Genomic DNA, 16,616 nt, shown 5'->3' on the forward strand with positions numbered 1-16,616 from the left:
GTAGCCTGCTTCCGCAAGTACAGATAAAAATAAACGACACGCTTTTACATAAAGCTAAACCGGGTCGGATTGTAGCACTTTTAAGATATTTATTATTTTTGTCTTAACAACATTGCTAACTCCGCCTTTTTGCTGAGCCTCTTAGCCGGCAATATCGTTATCCTTTGGCGGCGTGATTCGGAAGCATCGTGATGCCGGCGACCTATCTAGTATTTTTGTATGTGGCGAACAAGTGCCGACGTGACACTGACTTTGATCGAGAAGTGCAAATGATGCAGCTCGAAGTGGGGAATGGCGAGGAAGGCGCTTATCGGCCCAAACGTGAAAGGTGGATTATCCGCAGTTTGCCGAAAACCCACTCAGGCTAAAACCATCTCAGTGATAACGTTTCGCCATTTCGCTTAATGGCGTGGTTTTAATTTTACCGGCATGCCCAGCGGAACCGAATGCTTCGTAACGCGCCTGGCAAAGCGTCTGCATTGCATCTCTGGCGGCCTGGTAAATCTTGCGCGCATCCAACTCCGCGGCATGTTCCGGTTGGGCGACAAAGCGGCGTATCGCGCCGGTAGAAGCCATGCGTAAGTCGGTATCGATATTGACTTTGCGAACGCCGTATTTAATCCCTTCCACAATTTCCGCCACCGGCACGCCATAGGTTTGCGGAATTTCGCCACCGTATTCGTTGATGACTTGCAGCCAATCTTGCGGCACCGAGCTGGAACCGTGCATCACAAAATGCATATCCGGCAGGCGCTGTTGCAAGGTTTGTAAACGACTGATCACCAACACTTCGCCGGTGGGCGGCTTGCTGAATTTATACGCGCCATGACTGGTGCCAATGGCAACCGCCAGTGCATCAATGTTGGTGTGCTTGACGAATTCCACCGCTTCATCCGGATCGGTCAGCAAGCGACTGTGATCCGCATCCGGCTGATTTTCCAACGACCCCAAACAACCGATTTCGCCTTCCACCGACACGCCACAGGCATGCGCCATGTTGACGACGGTGCGGGTTACCTCGACGTTATAGGCAAAAGACGCCGGGGTTTTCATATCCTCCAGCAAAGAACCATCCATCATCACCGAACTAAATCCCGATTGAATAGCCTGGGCGCAAATATCCGGCGACGGCGCGTGATCGCGGTGCATAACCACCGGAATATGCGGATATTGCTCGACGGCCGCCAATATCAAATGCCGCAGAAACACTTCGCCGGCATAGCGATTAGCCCCAGCCGAACCTTGCATGATCACCGGGCTGTCGCAGGCATCGGCCGCTCGCATAATGGCCTGCACTTGCTCCATGTTGCTGATGTTAAAGGCCGGCACGGCAAAGCTGTGTTCCGCCGCGTAATCCAAAAGTTGTCGTAGTGATACTAAAGCCATGAACGGCTCTCCTTAGCGTGGTTAGAGATTGAATTCGGTTTGCCTATTTGGCGGCTTCGGCATGCTCAGCCCAAACCGGGCAGCAGATAAATGGGGATAAGCTTGTCCAACTCAATAGCTTTCCGCATCGCGGCGGAGCCGCTTGTTTAACGCTTGCCGACTGATGCCCAGCAAGCCGGCAGCGACGCCTTGATTGCCTTGAGCGCGCTGCAAGGCTTCACTAATCAAGGATTCTTCGGCTTCCTTCAACGTGGGCAAACGTTCCGGAAAGTTGCTGGGCGAGGCGGTCATCCCGTTCGCGATATCACCGTCGCCTTGGGTTAGTACTTCATCGGCAATAGCGTCCTTAAAACTCTGCAAGGACAGCACCGCGCCTTGACTGCGGGCCACCGCATCGAATGCCATGCCTTCCAGCTCGCGGATATTGCCGGGGAAGGAGTAGTTATGCAACCACTGAAACAGCGCCGGCGGCACGCTGGGTGCCGGCTTCCCCAAGCTATCGGCGGCTTTTTCCACGAAATGCAGGGTCAGTTGCGGCAGATCTTCCCGGCGCTCGCGCAGCGGCGGCAATTGAATATGATGGGTCCGCAAGCGAAAATATAAATCCTTGCGAAAGACGCCGAGATCGACCTGACGTCTGACATCGCAATGGGTTGCCACAATGATACGCGCCCGGCTTTGCCGGGGCCGGTCGGCGCCTATCGGGTAAAACGAGCCATCCTGCAGTAACCGTAACAGCTTGACCTGCGAAGCAATACTGAGATCGCCGATTTCATCCAGAAACAGCGTGCCATCGCCGGTACTGGCCAGCAAACCGTCGCGAGCTCGCTCGGCGCCGGTAAAAGAGCCTTTGGCATGGCCGAACAGCGTATCGGAAAACAGCGTATCGTCCAGGCCGGCGACGTTGACCGCCACCAACTCGCCCGAGCGCCCGGACACTCGGTGCAAGGCACGGGCGATCAACTCTTTGCCAGCTCCGGTTTCCCCGGTGATCAATACCGGCTGCGGAGAGGCGGCAATGGCTTCGATGTAACGAAAAATCGCAAACATGGCCGGGCTTTGCGTAACGATGTCGGCAAATCCGCTGGGTTCATGCGGGCTGTTGGTTAACAGCCGGTCTTTAAGCAACAAAAACTCCGCACGCAGCACTCTGGCTTCCACCGCCCGCCGCACCGACGCCACCAGACAATTTTGCTCCACTGGTTTCAGCAAATAATCGCTCGCGCCGCTGCGCATGCACTGCACCGCAATCTGCAAATCGTTGGTGGCGGTCATCATGATCAGCGGAATTTCCGGATACTCGGCAGCTATCTGCTCCAATAAGGCCTTGCCGGACAGATGCGGCATGGTCAAATCCAGCACAATTACGCCGATGGGCCGGCTGGCCAATATGGGTAACACCGCCCGGCTGTCGTCCAGGGTCAGCACCTCGGCAAAACCGGCGCTACGCAATACCAGACTGGCGCTGTGTAACAATTGCGCTTCGTCGTCCACCAGCAGGATAGGCAGCTTGCTGAGATCTTTACATTGCATGATTTGCTTCCGTCGCTGGACTTTGATTAAGCGGAAAAATAACCCGGGCGCAGGTGCCTTGCCCCGGCTCGGATGAAAAACTTAAGCGGCCGCCCTGAGCGTGCAACAAGGACGCGCTAATCGCCAAACCCAGCCCGGTGCCGCCATTCGCCTGTTTCGTGGTAAAAAAAGGGTCGCACAGCTGCTGGATATGTTCGGCGGCTATGCCAACACCCTGGTCGCGGACTTCCACGCACACCTGCCGACCATCATCCAGCAACTGAGTGACAACACTGACCGACTTCTGCGGATCGGGGAGCGCTTCCAGCGCATTGATCAATAAATTAACCAGCACCTGCTCCAATTGTTGCGGGTTGCCGCGCAACAAGGGCAAGCCTGCGGGCAAATCGGTTTTGAAGTATAAGGTTTTCCGGTCTATCAAATGTTTCAATAAGCGCACCGTCCGCTCCACCACGTCGTTGATCGCGAAAGAAACCAGGGCATCGGTGTTTGGCGGGCGGGCATAGTTTTTAAGCTCGGCCACGATGCGTTCTATGCGTTTTGCGCCATCGTTGACATCATGGATCAGCACCGCCGCGCTATGCCGCATTTCGGTGTAAGGCAAACCGCCCAATGAGAATTCCCCGGCCGCATGATAATGATCTTCCAAAATCTCCAGCGCATCGCTCCAAATATCGGCAAGTAAGCCGGAGTTGAGCAAAATCAGTTGATTCGGGTTATTGATTTCGTGCGCGACGCCGGATACCAAAGTACCCAGGGCCGTCATCTTATTGGCCTGGATCAACTGCAATTCTTGCTGCCGGGCGACCTCTTCCAAATGCTTACGGGTGCTGATGTCGCGGATGATGGCGGTCAGATAACGCGCGGTTCCGCGCGTCCAGCTGGATAAGGACAATTCAACCGGAAACCCGCTCCGGTCTTGTCTTAGAGCCCTGGATTCCAGCATCGGGCTATTGGCTCGGTTGGTCGCTTGGTCCTCGCTAATTTGTTCCAGAAAAGCTGGCGACGGCTTAGCCAGCAATTGCTGAAACGGCTGGCCCAATATCCGGTCGGCCTTATAACCAAACATTAATTGCGCGCCCTGGTTCCAGGACACGATGTTACCTTGTAAGTCTGCGGAAATAATCGCTTCATGCGCCGAATCGGTAATAGCGCGCAGCCGCGCTTCGCTTTCCCGTAACCAGGATTCGGCCTGTAGGCGCTCGCTGGTTTCTTGTTGCAAATGGGCGTGCGCTCGGCGTAAATCCAAAGTATTCGCTCTAAGCAACGCAAATTGGTACAACAAATAACCCAGCAGAACCACGGCCACCAAATACAGCGACAAGCGATAGAGTTGAGCCTGCTTTTCCACCGCATCGCTGTATTGACGCAAAGCGTGTTGCAAAGCGTCGATCCGGCTGGCGATAGGCTGGTCGATGATTTGCCGCAATAGCCTATCCACCTGGGGTGATAGCTCGATGATCAACCGGCCGTGATTAATCAGCACCCGATAATCGTCCGATAGCGGCATAAGTCCGGCTAGCCGATCAAGCTCCAGCTGAATCTCCGCCGCCAATTCCGGCTTCGGGCTGTCCATAAAACTGAACATCAGTCGCCATAAATTGCCCAGCTTGGCGGTATCACCCGGCTTAGCGGCAGCACGCAAGGTTTTGCCGATCTCGTCGAAGGACATCACCGAATTGCGCAGCAAGGCGTTGTCGGATTTGAGATACTCGATTTGCACCAAGCTATCCTGCACCGTCGCGGTGAGCTTGTCCGCTAAATTGCCCAGCACTGGTTCGGCATCGGCGTCTGCCGGTTTCAGCTCAGCTTGCAAACTCTGCGATAGACGCAGCAACTCCTGGCCGGCTTTGGTTAGCGCATCGTAATTAGCCAGCAGGCCGGCACGCGCCAGCAAAATATCGCGCATCAATTCCGCATTGCGTAATTCGATAACACGCAGCGTGCTTTGCAGGCGGTTACGCCGTTCCAGCTCCGGACTGGCACTTTGTATCCATAGATAGGTTAAGGCCAGCAATAGCGCGACCACGATCAACCTGGGCCGCCAGGAAATAGCAGTCATGGCTTTGGTTTGTTGTTGACGACCAAAGACTTGCCTAAGTATTCGCCGGTCAATGTCTGCAGAAACTTGACGATAGCATCGCGCTGTTTCGCTGCCAGCCGCTTGCCCAATTGATGCTCGGCCATCGTGTCTACCGCCGCTGCCAAATCAGCGGCGCGGCCGTCGTGAAAATAGGGCGCGGTGACGGCGACATTACGTAAACTCGGCACCCGAAACACGCCCCGGTCTCTATCGTTGCCGGTCACGCTGTAGCGTCCCTCGTCCAGAGGCCCTTGCTGGCCTTGCGGCGCGCCGAATATGCCAAATTTCTGGAACAGATTACCGCCCAGATTGACGCCCTGGTGACAGGCCACACAACCCAAGGCAGTGAACAAACGATAACCTTGCTGTTCGTCAGCGTTCAGCGCAGCAGTTTCACCGCGCAAAAAGCGGTCGAAGCGGGCATTGGGCGTTACCAAACTGCGTTCGAAATTGCTCAAGGCATCGACCACATTGGCTTTGGTCAAACCCTCCGGATAGACCCGTTTAAACGCGTCTATGTAGTCCGGCTCTGCCCGCAAACGCTCGATCAACTCAGGCCATTTGGCATTCATGATTTTGGGATTGAGCATGACTTTTTCGGTATGCGCTTCCAGCGTGGTCACGACTCCGTCCCAGTTAAAGAAGTAGTTGAAAGACACGTTGAACAGACTGGGACTATTGCGTAACAGCGAAACACCGTCCGCCGCTTCAGCGCGGGCCTTGCCGTCCATGCCGCCCTTATCCAGCGGATGACAACTGGCACAAGAGCGCTTGCCCTGATCGGAAAGTTTGGGATCATGAAATAAGCGTTGTCCCAACATCACGCGCGAGGCATCTGCGTCCACGGTGAGCGGCAGCGGTGCTAGCGGCTCCGGCGTCTCGGCCCAAGCGGCAAGCGATAAGACCATAGCCATGCATGCCACTAAAATCCGCCAAGAATTACGTCTCTGCCTCATGTTTGCTGATGTCTAAACTTGGATTACAAAGTCGATCTTCATTTTATCCCTGATTGAAACCGCAGCACGTCGAAATTTCGCGCGGAGTAATCGCTAATCCATACCGCCGTTTAAGGTCTTAACGGAAAAAATGTGGGAAAACTTCAGATTGCCATTACGCCTAGTGCAACGACCCTGCGACATAAGTTGCTGAATACGCAGCTCTGACAGCTGTTCTCTGTCACCTAATTATATGGCGTCGTAACAAATGCTAACGGTTTTGCTGCAACTTTCGTCGCAACCTCTCGTGATGGCAATCATATTACAGACAAACTTAATACACTGATTTTTATGATGAACTTACAAAACTCACTTTTGGCACACTACTCGCTTTATTAGAAGCGGAAGCTGTCAGCAGTTTCTTTACCCGAGACCAGTTCTCAGCACTTAAATCATTTTAGGAGTATCGCCATGCAAACCAAGTTAATCCCTCTTCTGGCAATTTCGACACTGTTCGTCGCCAATGCTCACGCCGCAGCCTTCTCATTCAGTACCGGCGATGCGGATTTTAGAATCGCCACCGGCTCGCGCCCCAGCAGCAATGGCAAAATCGAAATAGAATCGGCCGACGATTTCGTACTCACGCAAAATACCCAGCTTAACCATGCCACCTTCACCGGCTTATTAGCCGGCGCCGCGCTGAGCGACATCGCCAATGTCAATGTGGAAATCTATCGGGTATTCGGTAAAGATTCGGTCAATCCGCCATCCGGCCGCGTCCCTACCCGCGTCAACTCGCCTTCAGACATCGCCTTTGAAACCCGAGAATCGGCCACCAACTCTCTTAGCTACAACGTCACCGTGCTGAGTGCTAACGCCACGGCGGCTAATTCCGTACTGAACGGCATTCACCCGCTCCCGAATCAGACCACCGGTGGCGAAGGCCCGGTTTCCGGACAGGAGGTTAAATTTGATGTGGACTTTAGCAAGGTAATATCGCTGGCTGCGGATCATTACTTTTTCATCCCGCAGGTGGAGTTGAAAAACGGTAACTTCCTCTGGTTGTCGGCAGCTAAACCCATCATCGGCGGCAGCGGCCCGTTTACGCCGGACTTACAATCCTGGATACGCGACGAAAATCTGGCCCCGGACTGGCTGAGAATCGGCACCGACATCGTCGGCGGCACCACCTTCAACCAAGCCTTCTCGGTATCCGGCGTCACCGCCGTGCCATTGCCGGGCGCCACCTGGCTGTTCTTCAGCGGCATGCTGGGCTTACTGGGATTGGGTAAACGCAAAAAAGCCATCGCCTAAATCAGCTAAGGTTTGGCCGCTAAAGTGCCGTTGGTGATCATCAGGCTGGCGGCATGGTTATTCCGGATTAGCAAAATACAAAAAGCCGGCATTGGGCCGGCTTCTTTTTAGCAGGATATTCTTACTGTCAGAATAGCCTGATTTCAGCAGGCGGCAATGGTTGTGGGTTGAGGCTGACCATGGATAGCCTGCTAACCGCACTACCAAACAGATCCGGTAAAGGGCCGGGTTTTGGCCCGTGCCAGGAACCGGGATAAGGCGTTCCGCACCAAGCACCGGATACATTTTGCAGCTCTTCAGCATCGAGAACTCTGAAACTTTGATCTAATTGAGCGTTCATTTGACTAGCCCCTAAAAAAAATCGAAAAATTGCCACCGATAAACCGGTGGCTCCAATCCGCGACTTGAACCGATCCGGTTTTAAGCGGAGCGTTAATCCGCATGCCATTTTCGGCAGGCAGACTCGTATCGCTAATGCGCTTGACCAGATTCCTCCCTTTTCTGTCCTGAGCCGGAAAGCAATGCCTATTGCTATCTGACCGGCGACGACTCACTATCGGTCGTGTCGCAAATCCCTGCTGTTTGCCGGCATAAAAACTTTACAACGCCCCACCTTGCACATCTGTGGCAAATTACCGACAGCCCCAGGCAATAGTCCACAGCGTGACAATGGCGGACTTATAAATTCTCCAGTGATATTTTGCTGAACAGTATTTTGGTGGCTTTACGGTTGACAGGATTACCCCGGAACGGCCCGACGCCGAAATCTTGCAGCGACTGTTGGAATTGAATTTGACGAGTAGTTCTACTTTGTCAGATTACAAAAAAGCTTCGTCATACCCGCTGGGAAGCAGGTAGCCAGTGCCATGGAGGGTAAGCTTCGATCCGTCCCTGGCGTCTGGATTTCGGCACCCGATAGAGCGCATTAGCGAATCCCTGCCGAAACGACGGACTTAGAAATGTAGTTCGAGTAATCTGACAAAGTAGAAGTAGGCAGCTACTGATTAGACCGACTTCACCAACAACGCAGAACCGAGGCCAGCAAACCTAGACTTGCCAGCCTGATAGCCTGGCATTCGTCCAAAATCTAGCGATTGTCTTGTCCAAAATATCCATCATTGGCTCAGCAACTGCCGAACTGGAGGGTGTAAGAATTTTTGTGTAAACGGCCATGAGGTAGGAAACTACCGATCCTGATGAGGATGAAAAAATGACCGTATCACCCAAAGCCATTCCTGATGAATTACTCGATGCCTTAATGTCGAACTATCAAACACCCGAAGACCTGATCGGTGCCAATGGACTGTTAAAGCAGTTGACCAAAGCCATTGTCGAACGCGCCCTGGAAGCGGAAATGACCGCGCATTTGGGCCACGGCAAGCATGAGGCGGTGACCAACGCCAATAGCAATGCCCGTAACGGCAAGAGCCGGAAAACGCTCAAAGGCGACTTCGGCGACTTACCCATCGAGATTCCCCGTGACCGTCATGGCGAATTCGAACCCCAGATTATCGCCAAGCATCAACGGCGCTGGACGGGCTTCGACGACAAGATCATCTCGTTGTACGCCCGCGGCCTGACGGTACGGGAAATCCAGGCCCATCTATTGGAGATCTATCACACGGAGGTGTCGCCCACCTTGATTTCCTCGGTGACCGACGCGGTCCTTGAGGAGGTGAGCGCCTGGCAAACCCGTCCGCTGGATCCGATTTACCCCATCGTCTACCTCGACTGCCTACACACCAAAGTGCGGGACAGTGGCAGTGTGCGGATCAAGGCGGTCTATCTGGCTATTGGTGTCAATCTGGACGGCCACAAAGAGGTGCTGGGGCTGTGGATTGCCCAAAGCGAAGGCGCCAAATTTTGGCTGCAAGTGGTCACCGAGCTCAAGAACCGTGGCGTCAACGACGTTTTTATCGCCTGTGTCGACGGTCTAAAGGGGTTTCCGGAAGCGATCGAAACCGTGTTTCCCAAAGCCACTGTGCAGTTGTGCATCGTGCACTTGGTCCGTAACAGCCTTAACTACGTCAGCTACAAAAGGCGCCAGTCGGTCGCCGACGACCTCAAGCGTATCTATCAAGCCGCTACCGTCAGGGAAGCCGAACAAAAACTGGCCGAATTCGAGGCCAACTGGCACGAAGCCTATCCCACCATTGCCCCGATCTGGCGACGAAACTGGGACCGTATCATCCCGTTTTTCGACTATCCGCCCGAGATTCGCAAGGTGATCTACACCACTAATACCATCGAATCGGTGAACCGAAGCCTGAGAAAAATCATAAAAAATCGCGCGATCTTCCCCAGCGATGACGCATTATCCAAGTTGCTCTATCTGGCATTGAAGAATATCAGCCAAAAGTGGACCATGCCCGTCTATGACTGGAAAGCCGCATTAAACCGGTTTAGTATTCAGTTCGAAGACCGAATCCCTAACCGATAACTTAAACCCGTTTACACAAAATTCGGGATACCCCCCGGCAACTGCCGGAACTGAGCATAGTTTGTCCATCAATCGAGCTTTGAGAACCATCAGTCTGGCTTTTTTATCGACCTTTCTCCTTAGCAACTCGACCGACCGAGTTCAGAGCATGAACATTGGCGCTATTTTGTCCGATGCGCCGATTCTGACAGCCACCCTCCGCGCTTTTTTCTCGACCTTTCGCTTTTGCAGCTAGAGCGCCCGAGCTCCGAGCTTGATCGTTGGCATTATTTTGGCCAATGGCCGCACTATTTTCTTGATCGTTCCACTTCTCAGCGGAGAAGCCCGGTCTCCAAGCGCTATGCTTGGGTTTTTGTTGTGAAATAGCCGGCGTTTGAGAACCGTCAGTTAGCTATTTAGCCGAGTGCTCGAGATATTTACTGCGGCTGTCGGCTCTCATCTATAAGCCGGCGGGGTTTGCTGGCGTTCGGATGCGTCATAACAGTCCAGCCCTCAGTGTGTAAGGTTCTTGGGATGAGCTCAAGGAATAGGCAATATCAGCATGATTTGCTTTCATGGCCTGGATAAATATTGCCCATGAGCTGCGTTAAGCCTGATTTTGGTGAACCCGTGTCTTACTGACATTTCTGTCATGGCCCTTTAGTCCCATTGTACTCATGGTCACAAAATTTACAATTCAGCCGTCTCTTCTAACTTTGGAAATGGAAAACATGAAAGTAAATACTATTTTAAAAACCGGTGTCGTTGCAGGCCTGCTGGCTATGTCTAACGCAAGCTCCGCGAGTGTTTGGGCACCCACCGATAACGATAGCCAATTTGCGAACCTCTACGCATTGTTGTTTAACATCCCTACCGGGGAAAAATTTGCGCTGTTTGAAGATACCGCTTCCCTGAGCAGCACCAGCGGCGATTTGAATATAACGCCAGTATTGAGCTTCTTGGATGCGGCAACCGTCACCTTTACCGCCAATGGTAACGACGTAGATGTGAGTACCGATATATCTAGCGGCGTACTTCTGGGTTCCAGCAATTTTCAATTAGGCTGGTGGTCTCCAACCGGCTGGATTACTGAACATTCAAGCAGTGCCATCAGCTTGCTAGGCAAAACTTCCTGGAGCTTGGCTTTTGTCGACCCTACTATTCAAGGCGCAAATAACGAGCACAGATTGTTCGCTTTCGATATTCAAGCTTCTCAAGCCTCAAGCGACTTCCCAGGATCAGGTGGTACAGCTGTTCCTCTGCCTGCTACCGCTTGGCTGATGACCAGCGCTCTTCTGGGTTTCTTGTACACCGGCCGTCGCAAATCCAACGTTACAGCATAAAACCGGCAGCCCTTACACCCGGCAGCTTTGCCTGCAGGGTGTAAGGGCGATTTATGCCAATCAATGTATCCAATCCAAGCAGTTCCCCGTTGACTGAGCGGAGCCGAAGTCAACCGTTCACTTCGGCTACTTCGGCTTCGCTCAGCACAAGTCCGTTCAGCGCAAGTTAGCTCAGCGAACGACCTATTTGGCATTGCCAATGGGTATAAACTTTCTCGAATATCACCTAAAGGCGGCTTTTCTGTTAACGCTGTTGATGCGTTGACTCAAAGCATCATTGCGCGATGGCCTGCTCAACCACCCCATCAGCCAATTTTTGCTGCAATTGATAAGCGGCAGTGAGGCGGGATTTTAGTTGGTCGCAGAGGGCTGTGAGTTCATCGACTTTAGCGACGATGCGGTGTTGTTCTCGCAATGATGGAACTGCAATCACACAGCTCTTCAACTGCGTCATATTGATTGACGCGAGATTAGTAGTCTGTTTTGAAGCTGCTTGAAAATATGCTTTTGCAATCGAATTCATATACATCTCAATCCATGAGCTAGACAGATCTTTCGTTAATCGACGCATTCTGAAGATATGATTTTGATGAAGACAGCTCTCAATTTCAGAGTTCCAAATAGCGGTCCTTCCAACCTTATCCCAGTCGCCCCCTTCAGTTACGAGTAAATCGCCCTTTAACAGTTGATAGCGTCCCAGTTCAGATTGACGTATTTCTACCGTCTTGATGCTATCAAGAACCAAATGACCTCTTTGAACATTGGCCACGCGCAAATAGGGCAGCTCAACCAAATCTGCACCAGTTATTTTTCTACCGAGTGTCACGCCGCCAGTAATGTCGAGAGCATCACCAAGTCTCAGCCATTCCCATTCCGCTGGCAATTCAAACGGTTTTTCGTCCTCAGCAATTGCTGCCAGCGGCTTGTCTTTCTTGATCTTGCCTTCTGCAATCAACTTAGCTTTTTCAGCCTGAATGCGCTTGAGTAATTCGCTGACCGGTTCGTCGTTAGCATCTTGCGGCACCAGTTTGCCCATTACCGCCAGTTGCAGCAGGGTTTGTTTGAGAGCGTCGATGCTGGCTTCGGTGGTGAACAGGGTGTCGAAATACGCGGCGATGCGCTGCCAGTTGGACTGGCCGAAAATTGCTCCTGCATTTTCGGCATTGCATCGTTTTGTCAGTTCCTCGTGTGCGGATAGTGAGATAAAGCGCGTATCAGAAAAATCTAGCCTAGCTGAACTCAAATTCTTCACTGACAAAAATGGTACTCCCTCAGAAATATATTCTGGTGTGTGATGCGCACCATCAGTAATTTGCGTTGCAATCTCGTTCATTTTCACCCACCCCCATCCCTGCGGCAGATCAAACGGTTTTTCATCCTCAGCAATCGCCGCCAGCGGCTTGCCTTTCTTGATCTTCCCCTCAGCCATCAACTGGGCCTTTTCCGCCTGGATGCGCTTGAGCAATTCACTGGCCGGTTCGTCGTTAGCATCTTGCAGCACCAACTTGCCGCGCACGGCCAATTCCAAAATCAACTCGCGCAGTTTCTTGATGCCATAAACACTGGCCGCATTACCGGCACCGCGGCCCCGACCTGACTTTTTCGCGGTGTCGGCAGCGGTCCAGAGGTCGAGGTGTTCGGTCAGCAGGAGGTGTTTGATTGGGCGTTCAGCGTCCATGATCACCGCCCAGTTCACTTTGTAGTTCCGCTTCAATCGCCGCTATGCTCGGCAGCTCTGATTGCATTTTCGCTGGTAAGGCGCTAGTCAACTCGTAATCCGAAACGCCAATGGGCTTGTTAATGTCGCGTAGAGAATATTCAGCAAGAATACGATCTTTGGTCTGACAAAGAATCAGGCCTATGGTGGGTTCGTCCAATGGGTGTTTCAATTTGTCATCGACAACGGAACAGTAAAAGTTCATCTTTCCGGCATATTCCGGCTTAAAATCGCCTTTCTTCAACTCGATCACTACAAAGCAGCGCAGCCTGAGGTGATAGAACAGCAGATCAATATAAAAATCCTTGTCGCTGACTTCAAGGTGATACTGGCGTCCGACAAAAGCGAATCCCTGTCCAAGTTCCAACAGAAATTTTTCCAGATGACGGACCAGGCCGGTTTCAAGCTCGCGTTCATGGAACGGTTCTGCAAGGGTGAAAAAATCGAAGATGTAAGGGTCTTTCAGAAGCTGATGGGCTAAATCCGATTGCGCCGAAGCTAGCTGCTGCTGAAAGTTGGTAACAGCCGCTCCCTGGCAATTATGGGCACTGTTTTTAATCATTTGTCCAAGGATGTCGCGGCTCCAGCCTTGTTCGATAATCTGTTGCATGTACCAAAGGCGAGTATTCAAATCCTTGAGCCGCTGCATGAGGAGGATGTTATGTCCACAGGGGATTTTGGTCACCCGCGCTCGCAAATCCGCCAATTGGGAAACGGGGTGTTTCCCAATTTGATCATCAAGCCCATACTCCTTGTAGAGTTGAACCATGAATTTTATATTGCGCTCAGAAAAGCCTTTCAATTCAGCTAGTTCATTATGAAGATCACGAGATAGCCGGGGTATAACCATAGCGCCCCAGCCTTCAAATCCTTGTTTTTCAAATACCATGCGCCCGACATCAAGGTACATCAAAATCAGTTCCGCATTAGCGGAAAGCGTGGCCTTGATCTGCGCCTGCCGAATGCGGGTTTTGATGCCGTCCAGTAAAGCGGCGTAAAGGCTCAGATTTTTGCTCATCGTAAAAGTGCTTCTGCCAGTATATTTTTCAATTGCCCGCGCAACGCCGCAATGTCGGCTTGCATGGCATTGTATTGGGCCAGCAACAGCTCGGGGTCGTGAATTTCCTGTTCGCCGACATGCGGGTTTTTACAATCCAGGTTGTAGTTGCGGGCTTTGATGTCTGCCAGGCTGACTTTCCAGGCTTGTTCATTTTCTACCCGCTGGCTGAAACCGTCTGCTTCATTACCCCACCAGGCCGCTTCCGCAGCAAATTCTTCGATCTTCATCGGCTTGGTTTTGTTATAGCTTTTGACGCCGGGCGGATAGGGGTGTTCGTAAAACCAGATGTTTTGGGTTGGCGTGCCTTTGCTGAAAAACAGCAAATTGGTTTTGATACCGGTCTAGGGCGCAAATACGCCGTTGGGCAAGCGGACGATGGTGTGCAGGTTGCAATCTTCCAGCAGTTTTTCCTTGATGCGGGTTTTGATGCCTTCTCCAAACAGAAAGCCGTCTGGCAATACCAGTGCGGCGCGGCCACCGGTTTTAAGCAGTTGCATGATCAGCACTAAAAACAGATCGGCGGTTTCGCGGGTGCGGAAGCTGGCCGGAAAGTTGGTTTCTATGCCGTCTTCTTCCATGCCGCCGAAAGGCGGGTTGGTAACGACGACATCGACACGGTCTTTGGGCGTCCATCTGATCAGCGGCCTAGCCAGGGTGTTGTCGTGGCGGATGTTGCTGGGTACATCGATACCGTGCAGGATCATGTTGGTGGTGCAGAGCAAATGCGGCATCGGCTTTTTCTCGATGCCGAAGAGGCTGGCTTGGAGTTGCGCTTCATCATCGACGGTTTTTACATCCTGCTTGCGGATGTGTTCGATGGCGCAGGACAGAAAACCGCCGGTGCCGCAGGCCGGGTCCATGACTTTTTCACCCAGGCGCGGGTTGACCATGCGCACTATGAATTCGGTGACGGCGCGCGGGGTGTAAAATTCGCCGGCGTTGCCTGCGGACTGCAAATCGCGCAGCAATTGCTCGTACATATCGCCGAACAAATGCCGTTCCTGGGCTTTGTTGAAATCAACGCCTTCCTGAATTTTGTTGATGACCTGCCGGATCAACTGGCCGGATTTCATGTAGTTGTAGGCATCTTCAAACACCGAACGAATCACATAGGCGCGCTGGTCACCGCCCCTGGCTGGCAGCTGCTGCAAGGCGGGGAACAGGTCGTTATCCAGAAATTGTTTTAGTGCTTCGCCGGTCATGCCTTCGGCATTGGCGGCCCAGTTGCGCCAGCGGTATGGCTCCGGCAACGGCGATTGATAGTCGTCTTGCAAGATTTCCCATTCGGTTTCGCGGTCGTCAAAGATTTTTAGAAACAGCATCCACACCAACTGACTAAGGCGCTGGGCGTCGCCATCGACACCGACATCTTTGCGCATGATGTCCTGGATGGATTTGATGGTGGAGGAAATGCTCATAATTTGGGGCTTATCATGTATGTTAAGAGGGATATTCAAAGGTAGGGTGGGCAAGTTTTCTGCCCACACGAATCAACGTGTGGGCAAACGATAAAGCTGTTTGCCCACCCTTGTATGATGAATTTTAACAACCGATAGCGCAGAAAAACCGATTAAGCTGTCATCGTTCATTGGGAGGCCGTCCCACCCTTAGGACTGGTAGTTTACCAGAGCCTGTCCGTGTAGATTGGCCCCCGCCCTATTCACCCATACCGTGGAGTATCCGAGGCTAAGAGCCTGCATACACAAGGAAGGTAGGTGCATGTGCAGGGTCGGGAACCGATGAATAGTGTACTTCCCTTTAACTGTATTCAAAAACGATTATGACGAACCGCCCGCTCAACACTACCGCTGAATCTGTCCATCGCCTGTTTGCCGGCGTGGATGTGGGAGCCGATGAATTGGTGTTGGTGATCCGCAAGAACGGCAAGCCGTTCGATCCGCAAAAATATGCCAATACCCGTAGCGACCGTACCCGGTTGGTCAATAAGCTGATCAAATTACCCGGCATCAAGGTGTGCCTGGAAGCCACCGGCATTTACCATTTCGATCTGGCGATTGCGCTGCATGACACCGGTATTCCTGTGATGGTGGTCAATCCCAAGGCCTCGCATAACTTCGCCAAGGTATTGATGAAAAACAGTAAAACCGATGCTGTCGATGCCAATACCCTGGCTGAATATGTCGAGCGCATGAATTTCGTCGCCTGGACTCGTCCGTCAAATCAAAGCCTAGCCTTGCGCTATTATGCTCGTCGCATCGATGCGTTGACCGGTCAAAAGGCCGCCGCGAAAAATCATCTGCATGCGCTGAGTGCGACAGAGGAAACTCCGAAGGCCTTGCTGCGCGATGCCAAGCTGGCGATTAGTCAACTGGAAAAGCGCATCAATACCCTGGCTAGCGAGGCGCTAGCGTTGATCGACAAGCATCCGGAACTTCAGCGCATATTCGAACTGTTGACCGGCATCAAAGGCATTGCCCAAACCAGCGCCATTGCCTTGATGGGCGAGCTGCTGTTATTGCCGCCCAATCTGTCGCACCGTGAATGGGTCAAGTTTGCCGGACTCGATCCCAAGGCCTTTGAATCCGGCAAAAGCATACACAAGAAAATGCGGCTGTCCAAAGCCGGTAACCGGCATATTCGCTCCGCGTTGTATATGCCGGCCTTGAGTGCTAAACAGCATGATCCACATGTGCGAGCTTATTTCCAGCATCTGATCGACAACGGCAAGAAACCGTTACAAGCTGTCTGCGCTGTCATGCGTAAATTGTTGCATGCGATCCATGGCATGTTGAAGCACGACCAGCCGTTCGATAACACACAGTTTTATGCCATCCCTGAATCGATCATCGCTGAGTAAAAGATGAT

General features: G+C 52.4%; 12 protein-coding genes and 1 pseudogene. 5 read left to right on the forward strand and 8 right to left on the reverse strand.

Annotated elements, in window-relative coordinates; genetic code table 11:
* Nucleotides 1-188 precede the first annotated feature (188 nt).
* On the forward strand, nucleotides 189-368 hold the full coding sequence (locus EBA_RS17730; protein ID WP_192375933.1) for a hypothetical protein: 180 nt from the start codon (nucleotides 189-191) through the stop codon (nucleotides 366-368).
* Between the two features lie 7 nt (nucleotides 369-375).
* On the opposite strand, the gene fba is transcribed toward EBA_RS17730, so the two are convergent.
* The 4 genes from fba to EBA_RS17750 all read right to left on the reverse strand — a co-directional run bounded on the left by fba (nucleotide 376) and on the right by EBA_RS17750 (nucleotide 5,916).
* A complete protein-coding gene (fba, locus tag EBA_RS17735) occupies nucleotides 376-1,386 on the reverse strand; it encodes a class II fructose-bisphosphate aldolase (RefSeq protein ID WP_192375934.1) in 1,011 nt (336 codons plus the stop codon).
* A 111-nt stretch (nucleotides 1,387-1,497) separates the two neighbouring features.
* Entirely contained in the window at nucleotides 1,498-2,919 is a 1,422-nt protein-coding gene (locus EBA_RS17740) for a sigma-54-dependent transcriptional regulator (RefSeq protein ID WP_192375935.1), read from the reverse strand.
* A complete protein-coding gene (locus EBA_RS17745) occupies nucleotides 2,909-4,981 on the reverse strand; it encodes a DAHL domain-containing protein (RefSeq protein WP_192375936.1) in 2,073 nt (690 codons plus the stop codon). Before EBA_RS17745 ends, EBA_RS17740 begins: the two co-directional genes overlap by 11 nt.
* On the reverse strand, nucleotides 4,978-5,916 hold the full coding sequence (locus EBA_RS17750) for a cytochrome-c peroxidase (RefSeq protein WP_225616362.1): 939 nt from the start codon (nucleotides 5,914-5,916) through the stop codon (nucleotides 4,978-4,980). Before EBA_RS17750 ends, EBA_RS17745 begins: the two co-directional genes overlap by 4 nt.
* Nucleotides 5,917-6,408: 492 nt before the next feature.
* Here EBA_RS17750 and EBA_RS17755 point away from each other — a divergent pair, with 492 nt between their 5' ends.
* The gene (locus tag EBA_RS17755; protein ID WP_192375938.1) at nucleotides 6,409-7,251 is read left to right on the forward strand and encodes a PEP-CTERM sorting domain-containing protein; all 843 of its coding nucleotides are present in this window, start codon (nucleotides 6,409-6,411) and stop codon (nucleotides 7,249-7,251) included.
* 127 nt (nucleotides 7,252-7,378) lie between these two features.
* Here EBA_RS17755 and EBA_RS17760 read toward each other — a convergent pair whose 3' ends face one another.
* Entirely contained in the window at nucleotides 7,379-7,591 is a 213-nt protein-coding gene (locus tag EBA_RS17760; RefSeq protein ID WP_192375939.1) for a hypothetical protein, read from the reverse strand.
* 870 nt (nucleotides 7,592-8,461) lie between these two features.
* Here EBA_RS17760 and EBA_RS17765 point away from each other — a divergent pair.
* Together EBA_RS17765 and EBA_RS17770 are read left to right on the forward strand one after the other, a co-directional pair.
* Nucleotides 8,462-9,691: an IS256 family transposase gene (locus tag EBA_RS17765; RefSeq protein ID WP_192374356.1), complete on the forward strand. Its 1,230-nt coding sequence runs from the start codon at nucleotides 8,462-8,464 to the stop codon at nucleotides 9,689-9,691.
* 656 nt (nucleotides 9,692-10,347) lie between these two features.
* Entirely contained in the window at nucleotides 10,348-11,013 is a 666-nt protein-coding gene (locus EBA_RS17770; protein ID WP_192375940.1) for a hypothetical protein, read from the forward strand.
* 274 nt (nucleotides 11,014-11,287) lie between these two features.
* Here EBA_RS17770 and EBA_RS17775 read toward each other — a convergent pair whose 3' ends face one another.
* The 3 genes and pseudogenes from EBA_RS17775 to EBA_RS17785 all read right to left on the reverse strand — a co-directional run bounded on the left by EBA_RS17775 (nucleotide 11,288) and on the right by EBA_RS17785 (nucleotide 15,208).
* On the reverse strand, nucleotides 11,288-12,691 hold the full coding sequence (locus tag EBA_RS17775) for a restriction endonuclease subunit S (RefSeq protein WP_192375941.1): 1,404 nt from the start codon (nucleotides 12,689-12,691) through the stop codon (nucleotides 11,288-11,290).
* The gene (locus EBA_RS17780) at nucleotides 12,681-13,748 is read right to left on the reverse strand and encodes a PDDEXK nuclease domain-containing protein (RefSeq protein ID WP_192375942.1); all 1,068 of its coding nucleotides are present in this window, start codon (nucleotides 13,746-13,748) and stop codon (nucleotides 12,681-12,683) included. The genes EBA_RS17775 and EBA_RS17780 overlap by 11 nt, the downstream gene beginning before the upstream one ends.
* Nucleotides 13,745-15,208, reverse strand: a pseudogene (locus tag EBA_RS17785) (N-6 DNA methylase). The gene EBA_RS17780 and the pseudogene EBA_RS17785 overlap by 4 nt, the downstream one beginning before the upstream one ends.
* A 362-nt stretch (nucleotides 15,209-15,570) precedes the next feature.
* On the opposite strand from EBA_RS17785, the gene EBA_RS17790 reads away from it, so the two are divergent.
* Complete coding sequence (locus tag EBA_RS17790) at nucleotides 15,571-16,608, forward strand: IS110 family RNA-guided transposase (protein ID WP_192375179.1); 1,038 nt, start codon at nucleotides 15,571-15,573, stop codon at nucleotides 16,606-16,608.
* Nucleotides 16,609-16,616 lie beyond the last annotated feature (8 nt).

Origin of the sequence: Methylomonas albis (genome assembly GCF_014850955.1) — a bacterium.
GTDB classification, from domain to species: Bacteria; Pseudomonadota; Gammaproteobacteria; order Methylococcales; family Methylomonadaceae; genus Methylomonas; species Methylomonas albis.

Excerpts from the sequence above, each read along its gene's own strand:
- EBA_RS17745 (WP_192375936.1), bottom strand. The coding sequence starts at position 4,981 with ATGACTGCTATTTCCTGGCGGCCCAGGTTGATCGTGGTCGCGCTATTG.
- EBA_RS17760 (WP_192375939.1), bottom strand. The coding sequence starts at position 7,591 with ATGAACGCTCAATTAGATCAAAGTTTCAGAGTTCTCGATGCTGAAGAG.
- EBA_RS17750 (WP_225616362.1), bottom strand. The coding sequence starts at position 5,916 with ATGGCTATGGTCTTATCGCTTGCCGCTTGGGCCGAGACGCCGGAGCCG.
- EBA_RS17780 (WP_192375942.1), bottom strand. The coding sequence starts at position 13,748 with ATGAGCAAAAATCTGAGCCTTTACGCCGCTTTACTGGACGGCATCAAA.
- EBA_RS17770 (WP_192375940.1), top strand. The coding sequence starts at position 10,348 with ATGGTCACAAAATTTACAATTCAGCCGTCTCTTCTAACTTTGGAAATG.
- EBA_RS17755 (WP_192375938.1), top strand. The coding sequence starts at position 6,409 with ATGCAAACCAAGTTAATCCCTCTTCTGGCAATTTCGACACTGTTCGTC.
- EBA_RS17790 (WP_192375179.1), top strand. The coding sequence starts at position 15,571 with ATGACGAACCGCCCGCTCAACACTACCGCTGAATCTGTCCATCGCCTG.
- EBA_RS17765 (WP_192374356.1), top strand. The coding sequence starts at position 8,462 with ATGACCGTATCACCCAAAGCCATTCCTGATGAATTACTCGATGCCTTA.
- EBA_RS17775 (WP_192375941.1), bottom strand. The coding sequence starts at position 12,691 with ATGGACGCTGAACGCCCAATCAAACACCTCCTGCTGACCGAACACCTC.
- EBA_RS17740 (WP_192375935.1), bottom strand. The coding sequence starts at position 2,919 with ATGCAATGTAAAGATCTCAGCAAGCTGCCTATCCTGCTGGTGGACGAC.
- fba (WP_192375934.1), bottom strand. The coding sequence starts at position 1,386 with ATGGCTTTAGTATCACTACGACAACTTTTGGATTACGCGGCGGAACAC.